At 57.2% G+C, this 11,194-nt stretch carries 11 protein-coding genes; 8 read left to right on the top strand and 3 right to left on the bottom strand.

Annotated features, from left to right (window positions below):
* The 3 genes from AKV04_RS06350 to AKV04_RS06335 form a co-directional block, all read left to right on the top strand.
* Positions 1 to 759, top strand: a 759-nt coding sequence (locus AKV04_RS06350; RefSeq protein WP_156317400.1) for an ArgP/LysG family DNA-binding transcriptional regulator, incomplete at its 5' end; no start/stop codon positions are given.
* 1,817 nt (positions 760 to 2,576) lie between these two features.
* Positions 2,577 to 2,930: a MerR family transcriptional regulator gene (locus AKV04_RS06340; protein ID WP_054005622.1), complete on the top strand. Its 354-nt coding sequence runs from the start codon at positions 2,577 to 2,579 to the stop codon at positions 2,928 to 2,930.
* Between the two features lie 19 nt (positions 2,931 to 2,949).
* On the top strand, positions 2,950 to 3,360 hold the full coding sequence (locus AKV04_RS06335; RefSeq protein ID WP_054005621.1) for an amidase family protein: 411 nt from the start codon (positions 2,950 to 2,952) through the stop codon (positions 3,358 to 3,360).
* A gap of 121 nt (positions 3,361 to 3,481) precedes the next feature.
* On the opposite strand, the gene AKV04_RS06330 is transcribed toward AKV04_RS06335, so the two are convergent.
* Together AKV04_RS06330 and AKV04_RS06320 are read right to left on the bottom strand one after the other, a co-directional pair.
* Positions 3,482 to 4,671, bottom strand: a protein-coding gene (locus tag AKV04_RS06330) for an IS3 family transposase (RefSeq protein WP_156317399.1) whose coding sequence is annotated in 2 segments (ribosomal slippage) — positions 3,482 to 4,413 and positions 4,413 to 4,671 — 1,191 coding nt in all. Because the reading frame shifts where the segments join, the coding sequence is not laid out codon by codon here.
* A 303-nt stretch (positions 4,672 to 4,974) separates the two neighbouring features.
* The gene (locus tag AKV04_RS06320) at positions 4,975 to 5,751 is read right to left on the bottom strand and encodes a helix-turn-helix transcriptional regulator (protein ID WP_054005618.1); all 777 of its coding nucleotides are present in this window, start codon (positions 5,749 to 5,751) and stop codon (positions 4,975 to 4,977) included.
* Positions 5,752 to 5,851: 100 nt separating this feature from the next.
* Here AKV04_RS06320 and AKV04_RS06315 point away from each other — a divergent pair, with 100 nt between their 5' ends.
* From AKV04_RS06315 to AKV04_RS06295, 5 genes are read left to right on the top strand one after another with little or no spacing between them, the layout of a single operon-like run.
* Positions 5,852 to 6,952, top strand: a complete 1,101-nt coding sequence (locus AKV04_RS06315) for an ABC transporter ATP-binding protein (protein WP_054005617.1) — start codon at positions 5,852 to 5,854, stop codon at positions 6,950 to 6,952.
* A 29-nt stretch (positions 6,953 to 6,981) separates the two neighbouring features.
* Entirely contained in the window at positions 6,982 to 8,130 is a 1,149-nt protein-coding gene (locus AKV04_RS06310) for an ABC transporter substrate-binding protein (RefSeq protein WP_156317398.1), read from the top strand.
* 4 nt (positions 8,131 to 8,134) lie between these two features.
* Positions 8,135 to 8,986 carry an ABC transporter permease gene (locus AKV04_RS06305; RefSeq protein ID WP_054005626.1) on the top strand — a complete coding sequence of 284 codons (852 nt, stop codon included), beginning with the start codon at positions 8,135 to 8,137 and terminating at the stop codon, positions 8,984 to 8,986.
* 6 nt (positions 8,987 to 8,992) lie between these two features.
* Positions 8,993 to 9,808: an ABC transporter permease gene (locus tag AKV04_RS06300; protein WP_054005615.1), complete on the top strand. Its 816-nt coding sequence runs from the start codon at positions 8,993 to 8,995 to the stop codon at positions 9,806 to 9,808.
* Between the two features lie 11 nt (positions 9,809 to 9,819).
* On the top strand, positions 9,820 to 10,578 hold the full coding sequence (locus tag AKV04_RS06295; RefSeq protein ID WP_054005625.1) for an SDR family NAD(P)-dependent oxidoreductase: 759 nt from the start codon (positions 9,820 to 9,822) through the stop codon (positions 10,576 to 10,578).
* A gap of 374 nt (positions 10,579 to 10,952) precedes the next feature.
* Here AKV04_RS06295 and AKV04_RS06290 read toward each other — a convergent pair.
* A partial coding sequence (locus tag AKV04_RS06290; protein ID WP_162232837.1) for an ATP-binding protein occupies positions 10,953 to 11,194 on the bottom strand: 242 nt, incomplete at its 5' end.

Raw genomic sequence — 11,194 nt, 5'->3', positions numbered from 1 at the left:
CGCCCGTGCCTGCCGACGGAGGCCGGGATACAGTATTGTCGCCATGTCGAACAAGTGACACTTCTTCAACAAGAACTCGATGAACGCATGCGCGCGCTGGTGGGGGGCGACATTGCCGGGGCGGCAACGATCCGTCTTGGAGTGAACAACGACAGCTTGGCGACATGGTTCCCAAATTTGATCAAGCGAGCGTCACGGGAACTGGGGATCCGCTTAGACGTCCTTCCTGATGATCAGGACCATACCGAAGCGAGCCTGAAGTCAGGAGACGCGCTTGCGGTGATAACGGCCCTCGAAACGCCGATACACGGGTGCCGCAGGCTCTCTCTCGGATCGATGGATTACATCGCCGTAGCATCGCCCGAATTCTTTCTCGCGGAGTTTTCGAAGGGGGTGTCGCTCGATACTCTGCGTGGATCGACCTGTCTTGCCTACAATCGTAAGGACAATATCCAAAACCAATGGATGACACTTTGCTTCGGCCAAACCGTGCCTTTGTCTACCCATTTCGTGCCATCTTATGAGGGGTACATTGCTTGCTGCAGGAACGGGACGGCATGGGGACTTGTACCCAGCATCTCTGCAATACCCTTGGTCGAGCTTGGCGAGCTGGTGGAGTTAAGTCCCGGCAAGGCAGTGCGGGTGTCGTTGCATTGGCAGGCGAGTATGCAATCAAGCGAAATCCTAACGCGCCTTGGCGATCTCGTGCTTGAAGAGGCGACCAAGCATCTTATCCCTGATGCATTTAGGCTTGAGTGAAACCCCAAAATTTTTGGTTCTGTTGGCTTGACACAAGCCAAAGGGAAAAGAGCACCGTACGGTCGATCGTACAGTCTCACTCCTGGCAGCCCATGGTTAACAGCTTGGCAGGTCGCATTGACCCGACCCTTCGGTCTAAAATGCCCAAAGCTTACCGCTCCACAGCCATCATCGCGCCACATTGATCAACGCTAGTAAGGTCAGCGTAGTGTCGAAGTTCTGCAAAAGATCTTTGGAAAGTGGAGTATCGCATTTTGTTCCCACACATGTTGCAACTCTACGCTTGGAGATTCTCACGCCCTGTACAATTCGCTCCGTTTACCGCGGCCGTCCCCTATATTGCGCGAGCGAGACACAGCGAGTCGGCTGTTACAGGGGATGTCGGCGTTCATGTTTTGGTTTTGCGCACGCTGATTGAGGAATTTGGAGGGGAGGCGGCCCTCGCTGACTTGTGCCGGCACATGGCTGCCGCAAACTTATCATCTGTTGGACGGAACCAAACTCAGTCTCGGGCTTCCATTCGCGCGGCCCTCAATGAACTCGCAAGCTGCGGTGCCTTAGCAATCGAGGACGTGAACGGGACAGATGGCATCGCGCGGATGGCATTCGACGGAATCATTCTTGCATACGGGCAGCCTCACTCTGAAATCTTATTCAGAGCGGTCTGAGCGCTGTTGCTGCGGTGTGTGCTGCGATTTGCCCGCGCAGATTACCCAGTATGCCCTCGTCTAACGATATGCTGGTCTGCAGAGGTTCTGCAAAAAAAAGGCCGTTATCGCATCCGACCAGGCCTGCATCTTAGCTGGTAGCCCCAGAGGTTCGGCAAACCCATTTGCCTTCATACAGCGATTCAACACGAGGCGGGCGCGGTCTCCGGCGCGCAATGATCCGAGTAGAGGGAGGATCGAATCCAACAGCAATTTTTATCAACAAACTGTTTCGAAAATCCGCGCTATTATATTTTCTTATGTTGCATTAGTCTTACACAACTAACCCATCGCAGATAACGAGTCGAAGTGCTTTGAAAGTGTAGTTAACGAGTATGGCCGCGCAGGTCACCCCGCGCGGCCTTTCCCAAGCACGAACTTTCTTGGGGATGCAAAAAATGGAGTAGCGATGGACTATCAACACGAGGTGTGTGTGACTGAGCATCGAAGCCGTCTGGACGAAGATTTCCTTAGGCAGATTCCAGCCGCTTGCGCATCAGTGAGGCCCATCAGAAGACAGGCATATTTTATCGGTATTTTCATCACGGCCTGCGTGTTTTTTCAATGCTTAATGACAACATAGACTCCACCAATGCCCACTACGTGAAGCCTGCTCAATTGGATTGACTAGGACAAAGCGGTTTCGCGTCGTGGCAGTTCAACCGCGAAGGTGCTTTGATAGAGCGCGCAAAGTTTGCCACCGGCGTTCACAAATCTTGGAGCAATCCACTTCAAGCGACGATCCTTCCGGGTCGACAATACATTGATCTGTGCAACTACTCACTCCCAGATTGCCTGCGGCAAGACGCTGTGAAAAAGGGTTTCAGATCAAAGGGATGCCGTGGATCCTGCTGGAACCAATGGAAGGGCGCCTTCCTTAGAGATTCGGTTCACAACCGCAGGTTACACATTCAAAGCAAACTGGTGGCGCTGCCGCCCCACTCCGCTGGAAACGTTTCCAGCAACATTGCCAGCGTTACCCCGCCGATTTGCCGCCCCTCTACGATGGCCTCAATGCCGTCGGGCGCGAGATTGTTCAGGCGCAGAACCCTGCTCTGGTAGGAGCGATCGATCTTCTCGGCGGCGACGAGTTCGGTAACCCATGCCGCGGTGCTGACGCCCGAGCAAGTCGCAGATCACTTTGGCATCGGCCGGCGCACGTTCTATTCGATGATGGCGCGGGATGAAGAGATTGCAGCACGCTATAAAAGAGGCAAAGCCAAAGCGGTCGGCGCCATTGCGCAGGGGCTGATCGGCAAAGCGCGCGGCGGCGACACCGCCTCGATGATCTTTTTTCTCAAAACCCAAGCCGGATGGCGCGAAGCGAGCCCGATTGAGCATACCTTGCCTGAGCCACCCCGCCAGTTGGATCCGAGCAATCTTAGCGATCAGACATTGCAGGAAATGATGGCGGTGATTGATCTCACCACTGAAGCGGAGCAGCAAGAAGACCACCTGCTCTAGATGATGCCCGGGGTCCGCCATGCAATCCGATGAGGCATCGCTTTTTCATGACGCATCGCTCTGCGGGGTATTGCCCAAGGTTGCCCTAGGCTTCGCTCTGTCGCGGCAATGGTGGCATTCGATGGAAGGGATTGACCTTGTTCTGACCCCCGCATTGAGCGAGAACCCCGCGCCACTGGACAGTTTGACATATGCGGCTTGCGGCTCAGACCTTGATCGCTGGGTAGAGCGTGGATACCGTTTTGCGCCGTTTGCGGTGCCTGCAAACTTGGCCGGGCAACCGTCTGCCGTGTTGCCAATTTCTCTGACCGATACCGGATTGCCCGTCGCAGTGCAAATCACCGATCGGCCGGACGGTGATGCGCTTGTCTTGCGTGTGTCTAACGCACTTGAAGACGCTATCGGATGGGCTGGATTGGGTTTGATCTGATCCCCGGAAACCGAACCGTTTGAAGCTGGAATTTTCCGCCATATTTTTCTCGGTTGGAGTGAAACATGAAATCGAGAAAATTCACGGATGGGTAGAAGGCGTTTGACGTTGCCCCCAACTTTTATCCAGCGTGAGCGAGACTCCGGGTTTGAGTTTTGCCCATTTGGGCGGGTTGGGCAACGGGGGCTGGCGCGGAGCTTTGCGGATTGTGCCGGTTCAGGCCCCGTTGCGGGGCGAAGGTTTGGGCAAACTCGGCTGGGGTCTGCCAGCCGAGGCGGGAGTGGGGCCGTTCGGTGTTGTAGTCCGTGCGCCAGGCGGCGAGCGTGACGCGGGCATGGTGCAGAGATGGGAACAGGGTCTCGTTCAACAGCTCATCTCGCAGACGGCCGTTGAAGCTTTCGATGAAGGCATTCTGGGTCGGCTTTCCGGGCGCGATGTAGTGCCAGTCAAGCTTGCGGTCATCCACGAACTTCAGGATCGCGTTCGAGGTGAACTCGGTCCCATTGTCGCTTACGATTGTCTGTGGCTTGCCACGGGCGTCGAACAGCGTCGCCAGTTCACGCGCGACCCGAGCTCCCGACAGTGAGGTGTCGGCGATCAGGGCGAGGCATTCGCGGGTGCAGTCATCGACCACCGTCAAGATCCGGAAGCGGCGACCGTCGGTCAGCTGGTCGGACACGAAGTCGAGCGACCAGCGCTGGTTCGGCAGCAATGGCAGCACCATCGGGGCCCGTGTGCCCATGGCCCGCTTGCGCCCGCCGCGGCGACGGACGTGCAGCCCTTCCTCGCGGTAGATGCGGAACAGGCGCTTATGATTGACCTCATGGCCTTCACGTCGAAGAAACACGTGCAGCCGCCGATAGCCGAAACGCCGTCGGGCTTTGGCCAGTTCCTTCAATCGTTCCCGCAGCACAGGGTCGTCTTGGCGGATCACCTCATATCGCATGGTCATCCGGCAGCAGCCGATCACCCGGCACGCCCGCCGCTCGCTCATCTCGTGACTGGCCACCAGATGCGCAACCGCTTGCCGCTTCGCGACGGGCGCCACCACTTTTTTCCAAGCAGATCCTTCAGCGCGGCATTGTCGAGCATCGCATCCGCAAGCAACCGCTTCAGCCGGGCGTTTTCGTCCTCGAAACCCTTCAGCCGCTTGGCCTCGCTGACATCCATGCCGCCATACTTGGCTTTCCACTTGTAAACGGTCGCATCGCTAACACCGTGCTTGCGGCACAGATCGGCGACGGAAATCCCGGCCTCATGCTCTTTCAGAATGCCAATGATCTGGTCTTCGGTGAACCTGCTGCGCTTCATCTCTGGTCCTTTCGGTTGGGCCAGAGTCTACCTCAAACTGGATTAGGCCGAGGGGGCAACGTCACGTTCATCCTCCAGCGCGGCGATGAACGCACGCTGGTTGCCGATATCTGCCGAAAGGCTTGGAACAGCCAAGCGACCCACTTCAATTGAAGGAAAAGTATGCCGATCTATCGACGACAGCGATGCAACGGTTGAACCCGCTTGAGGATGAGCTTGGTCAACTGAAGATGATCGTGGCCGGTTCAAGCGACCGTCAGATCTGCCCTGAGGCCAAAAAAGATCGACCATAGACGTTTGGGCTCACGGCCGTCTGAGAGCCCTTATGAACTTTGAAAACAATTCTCCCTGCGACGAGATCTGCAGCTTGGCATAAACGTTGCGACGATGGATGCGCACGGTGCCCGAAGCAATGCCGAGAATCTCTCCGATCGCCTGAGCGGAGTTACCCTTCAGCGTGTGTTCGGCGACCTCGCGTTCCCGTGGCGTTAAGGTACCCTGACCAAAACTGGCGAAGGATTCCTCTACCTTTGTCTCGTCTCCGCCGTAGTTGGTTCGCGTCAGATCCGGCAGGCTTCCCCAATGCTTACGCGCGGCAGCAATTACGAACGGGGTCACGTTTTGCAGATTGCGCATCTCCCGGGCGCTAAAGGGCTTTTCGGCGCGCATCAACGAAACAACGATGGTTGTTGACTGCGCCAGTTCAATGAAAACGCCGATTTCTTCCGCCAAACCTGTCTGGGCGTAATAGTTGCGATAATATTCGCCCTGATAGAAGCGGTCAGGCGCCAAATCCCGCATCCGATATAGTCCGGGCGCAACAGGGCGCTTCGCAGCCCGGAAAAATGGATCTAAGAGATAGGGCCCTGCAAGATAGTCGGTCACGAATATCTTCCGTTTGCTGACCGGAAAGTCGTCGAACAGGTCCACAGGGCGGGCCGCATCACCATACCCGAACACCACCGTATAGCTGTAAGGCACCGTCAAACGCAGCAAGTCTGCGAGTGCCGCAGGAAAACCCTTGGCCCCGACCGCGTCAATGAGAAGACCGGCTTTTGTAAAAAGTTCTGCCTGATTCATTTGCGTGTTTAGATCGCCTCTATGCTTTTTGAGGTATATACAATGAAAAGCCACTTGCCTAGGATTTACCTCAGTTCAATGCATAGGCACGGATGGGCGGATGGGCGAGCAAAATGACCCGATTGCCGAATTGCGGAATGCGTCAAAGCATTACGGCGACGTTATCGCTGCCGACAATGTTTCCCTGACCATCCATCGCGGCGAGTTCCTATCGTTCCTCGGCCCGTCCGGCTGTGGCAAGACCACGGCTCTGCGAATGTTGGCCGGGTTTGAGGTTCCCACCTCGGGCGATGTGCTGCTAGACGGGCAGCGGGTGAACGACCTGCCGCCCTATCGCCGCCCGATCAACATGGTGTTTCAACACTACGCTTTGTTCCCGCATCTCAGCGTTTTTGACAACATCGCCTACGGCTTGCGTCAGCAGCGCCCGCGCCTGCCAAAAGCTCAGATCGCCCGCGCCGTCGATAAGGCGCTGGAAACCGTGCGCCTTCCCAACTACGGCAAGCGGCGCATCCACGAAATGTCAGGCGGCCAACAGCAGCGCGTGGCCTTGGCGCGTGCCATCGTCAACGAACCCAAGCTTTTGTTGCTGGATGAGCCGATGGCGGCCTTGGATAAAAAGCTGCGCCGCGACATGCAAATCGAACTTCAAACCCTGCAACGTCAGCTTGGCATCACCTTCGTTCTGGTCACCCATGATCAGGAAGAGGCGCTGTCGATGTCGGATCGCATCTGCGTGATGCAAGGCGGCAAAATCGTTCAGATCGGCTCGCCCCGTGCGCTTTATGATAACCCCAGCACGCGTTATGTCGCGGATTTCGTCGGCAAAACCAATTTTTTCGAAGGCATGGTCACCGCCACGGGCGACAGTTGCCAGATCCGTGTCGCTGGGTTCAACCTGTCTGCCAATGCGCCGCGCGCGTTGGCCATTGGGCAAACAGCGTCGCTTTGCCTGCGGCCAGAACAAATTGCCCTGCAACGCAACCCGTCCAGCGAAGACCGTATCACCATTCCGGTGACGATCGCCGCGCGTATCTTCCTTGGCGAGCATACCGAATACCTCGTCAAGAATGCCGACCTTGGCGCGTTTCTGGTGCTGGTTCCACGCCAGGCCGAAGCTGTGGAGGGTGGATTCGAGCCGGGGCAAATGGCGCAAGCAAGCTGGCGTGACGGGGTCGGGTTGATCCTTGGCAATGACTGAAAACAAGAAACAAAACTGGGAGAATGAAAATGACTGACCGCAATGACTTCATATCTCGTGAAAAGTTTATGGAAGAACTGATGCGCTTCAAGAAAGGCTCGGTTTCGCGCCGACACTTTCTGGGCGTGACAGGTTTGGGTCTGGCGACAACGGTGCTTGGCTCGACGTTTGCACGTCAGGCGATGGCGCAGGCAAACATTGGCGATCGCGTCGTGCTTGCCAGCTGGCCAAACTACCACGACCCGGCCGATTTCGAATCCTTCAAAGCGGCAACCGGTGCTGCCGTGGATTTGAACGTGTTTGGCTCGAACGAAGAGATGCTGGCCAAGCTTCAGGCCGGAGGCACCGGCTGGGATGTCTTTGTGCCCACCAACTACACGATCACCACCTATGTCGAATTGGGGCTGATCGAACCTTTGGATATGTCGAAGATCCCCAACTATGATCCCAATTCCTTTGATCCCCGCTTTGCAAGCCCGGGTACCGTCGATGGCAAGATCTACGGCGTCTCGAAAGACTGGGGCACCACCGGGATGGCGACCAACACCGCCAACAACAACGGCAAGGCCCTGACCAGCTGGAAGGAGTTCTGGGACATCACCCGCGCTGAATTCTCGGGCCGCACCACGGTGCATGATTATCAGCTGACCACCATCGGCAACGCCCTGAAGTACTTCGGCTATTCCTTCAACTCGGTTGATCCGAAAGAACTTGCCGAAGCCGAGAAACTGCTGCTTGACGTCAAACCACATTTGTTTGCAATCACCTCGGACTATCAGCCAGCGATGCGCAACGGCGATGCGTGGCTGGCAATGTGCTGGACGGGCGACGGCAAGCAGTTGAACCGCGATATGCCCGAAATCCAATATACCTTGGGCAAAGAGGGCGGCGAGATCTGGAGCGATTTTTACGCCGTCCCGGTGGGCGCCCCGCACCGCGATGCGGCCTATGCGTTGATCAACTATCTGCTCGATCCGATGATCAACATGAAAGAGACGCTGTTCCATGGCCAACCCGTGGCAGACGCCCGCGTCAACGCCATGCTGACGCCCGAGCGTCTGGCCGACCCGATCTTGTATCCCGCCGCGGAACTGCTGAACGCGCTGGAATTTGGGGCTGCACGAACCCTGACTAACCCCGATCGCGCCGAGCTGATGGCGCGGTTCAAGTCGGCCTAAGATGATGAAACCACGGTTTACGACAGCCCTGCTTTTGCTACCCGCAGCCGCTTGGTTTGTGGCCATGCTGGTGCTGCCGTTGATCGTGGTTTTCGTCTTCTCCTTCGGTGAAAGGGGGCCCGCCGGTGGCTACGTCCCTGCGTTCAGCTTTGACAACTTTCTAAACCTCGGCGCGCGCTGGACCGCGTTCAAGAATACGATGGTGCTGGCCCCGATCGGCACCATCGCCTGCCTGTTCATCGCCTATCCCTTGGCGTATTTCCTTGCCATCCGCGCCAGTGCGAAATGGCGGACAATGCTGTTGATCCTGGTGATCGTACCGTTCTGGACCTCGATCCTGATCCGCAGCTATGCGTGGATTTTCCTGTTGGGTGGCAAGGGTTTGCCAAGCCTGATCGCCGCCTTGGGGCTGGGGCATATCCAGCTGATCAACACGCCTTTCGCGGTGCTGGTCGGCATCGTTTACGGCTACCTGCCGCTGATGGTGTTTCCGATCTACGTCAGCCTTGAACGGCTGGACAAACGCCTGCTGGAAGCCGCAAGCGACCTTGGCGCGCCGCCCTTGAACACCTTCCTGACCGTCACCCTGCCGTTGTCGATGCCGGGTGTGGCGACGGGCTGCATGTTGGTGTTCATCCTGTTGATGGGTGAATTTCTGATCCCCGCGATGCTGGGCGGCGGCAAGGTGTTCTTCGTCGGCAACGCGCTGGTCGATCTGTTCGTGCAATCGCGCAACTGGGCGTTTGGCTCGGCGGTGGCGGTGGCCTTGGTGCTGGTGATGTTGGTGACCGTCACCGCCTATATGCGTTTCACGCGTCGCTGGTCGGGTGGCCGCGACGATATCTCGTTGATGTGAGGGATCATGCGCCTTTATGCCCTTGCCGTTTATCTTTTCCTTTATGTGCCGATTGGCATCATCGTGCTGTTTTCCTTCAACGCCGGAAAGGCGGCCAGCCAGTTGCAGGGTCTTTCGGTGCAGTGGTATGGCAAGGCCCTGTCCAACACCTTTGTGGTTGAGGCATTTCAGACCAGCCTGACCGTTGCCCTGACCTCGTCAATTTTGGCCACGGTGTTTGGAACCATGGCCGCACTGGCGCTGCAAGGCGTCAAGGGCAAGACCCGCGCCCTCTTCGATGCGATGATCTATATCGCCGTCATGGTGCCCGGTATCGTGATCGGGATTGCCACGCTGATCGCGATGGTGACGCTGTTTGACCTGCTGAACCCACTGCTGAAAACGCTGTTTGCCCACGCCGAAAACGCGCCGCAACTGGGGCTTGGCTATGGCTCGCTGATCGCAGCCCACGGGCTGTTTTCGATGTCGCTGGTGATCATCATCGTACGTGCCCGCATCGCAGGCATGGATCGCAGCCTGATTGAGGCCTCGGCTGATCTGGGGGCCACCCCCTTTGGCACTTTTCGGCAAGTGACGCTGCCGCAGATCTTTCCGGGGATCCTTGCGGGCTTTCTCTTGGCCTTCACGTTTTCCTTTGATGATTTCATCATCGCGTTCTTTGTCGCAGGCTCCAACACCACGCTGCCGATCTATGTGTTTTCCTCGATCCGGCGCGGGGTCACGCCCGAAATCAACGCCATCGGCAGCATGGTGCTGGCGGTGTCCCTCTGCCTTCTGATCACCGCCCAAAGCATCTTGCGGCGCGGTGCGACCAAATCTTGAAAGGGCCGCTGATGCTTTTGCAGGGCCGCGTCGCCTTTGTTACCGCCGCCGGTGCCGGCATTGGACGGGCAGGCGCACTGGCACTGGCTGCAGAAGGTGCCAGACTTGTTGTGAGCGACCGCGACCCTGCCAGCGCATCTGCAACCGCGGCAATGATTTTAAGCAGCGGCGGCGCAGCCGAAGCTATGACTTTGGACGTGACCGACGACGACGCGCTGACGCGGGCCATAAGCGACACGGCTTCGCGGTATGGCAGGCTCGATATCCTGCATTCCCATGCGGGAATTCAAATTCCGGGCAGGCTTGACCAGATCACCACCGGCGACATGGACGCGTCATGGCGGTTGAATGTGAGGGCTCATTTCGTTGCGGCTCAGGCGGCTGTGGCGGTAATGAAGGTGCAGCGCAGCGGATCCATCATCATCACCGCGTCCAATTCGGGCGTGCAATATGACCGGGAAATGATCGCCTATGCCACGACCAAACATGCGGTGATCGCGATGTCCAAACAGATCGCAGTCGATTATGCGCGTCATAACATTCGCTGCAATGCGCTTTGTCCCGGCTTTATTGATACCACGTTCAACGCTGGTTTTGAGGCCCAGATGGGCGGTCGGGCCGCATTGGAAGATTACGTCGCAGGCTCGATCCCAATGGGCCGCTTCGGCACGATGGATGAAATTGCTGACAGTATCGTGTTTCTTGCATCAGACAGATCGTCCTTCATGACTGGCCACGCTCTTGTCATTGACGGTGCCGAGTCGCTTTGAGCAACGACCAATTCCAACTGCGGTAGCGGGTCGGTGATGTTCTTGCTCATGAAGCCTGCCTAAATACACGGACTCACGATCTGAATCGTCCATGATCAGGGTTCTGCAACTACGCCGGCTTTCATGCCAGTGACCACCTGGAAGCACCAAAGCTCATGGATCGTTCATTTCTGAATGTTGTGGGTGACGTGCCGGGTGTCAACGGCAGAGTAAAAGTGGACCAAAGGGCAGCGCAAAATGTTGCCACTTTGGGGTTATCAAGATTGCCGCATAGGCGTGCGCTAGCATCTGGGCGGCCGCGCTTGTCACAGAGCTGGCGGTTGCCCGGATGCTTTGGCCCGTGAGGGCCAACTGCTTACGATGTTGGTATTGGGTTAAGCCTTGTCTTGGCGGGCTTTGCTCTGGCCGAGGCGATAGCTTTCACCGTTCATCTCGAGGATGTTCACGTGGTGGGTCAGCCGGTCGAGAAGTGCGCCTGTCAGTCGCTCAGACCCGAAGGTTTCGGTCCATTCGTCGAAGGGCAGGTTGCTGGTGATCAACGTGGCACCCCGCTCATAGCGTTGCGAGATCAGTTCAAACAGCAGTTCGGCGCCAGTTTTGCTGAGCGGCACAAAGC

The organism is Cypionkella psychrotolerans, assembly GCF_001294535.1.
Taxonomy (GTDB): Bacteria; Pseudomonadota; Alphaproteobacteria; order Rhodobacterales; family Rhodobacteraceae; genus Cypionkella; species Cypionkella psychrotolerans.
The sequence above is the reverse complement of the archived record's forward strand: the minus strand, read 5'-3'. Positions and strand labels throughout refer to the sequence as shown.

Bases quoted from the DNA above. Each gene is read 5' to 3' on its own strand.
- AKV04_RS06335 (WP_054005621.1), top strand. From the start codon at position 2,950: ATGCAATCCGATGAGGCATCGCTTTTTCATGACGCATCGCTCTGCGGG.
- AKV04_RS06320 (WP_054005618.1), bottom strand. From the start codon at position 5,751: ATGAATCAGGCAGAACTTTTTACAAAAGCCGGTCTTCTCATTGACGCG.
- AKV04_RS06315 (WP_054005617.1), top strand. From the start codon at position 5,852: ATGGGCGAGCAAAATGACCCGATTGCCGAATTGCGGAATGCGTCAAAG.
- AKV04_RS06310 (WP_156317398.1), top strand. From the start codon at position 6,982: ATGACTGACCGCAATGACTTCATATCTCGTGAAAAGTTTATGGAAGAA.
- AKV04_RS06305 (WP_054005626.1), top strand. From the start codon at position 8,135: ATGAAACCACGGTTTACGACAGCCCTGCTTTTGCTACCCGCAGCCGCT.
- AKV04_RS06300 (WP_054005615.1), top strand. From the start codon at position 8,993: ATGCGCCTTTATGCCCTTGCCGTTTATCTTTTCCTTTATGTGCCGATT.
- AKV04_RS06295 (WP_054005625.1), top strand. From the start codon at position 9,820: ATGCTTTTGCAGGGCCGCGTCGCCTTTGTTACCGCCGCCGGTGCCGGC.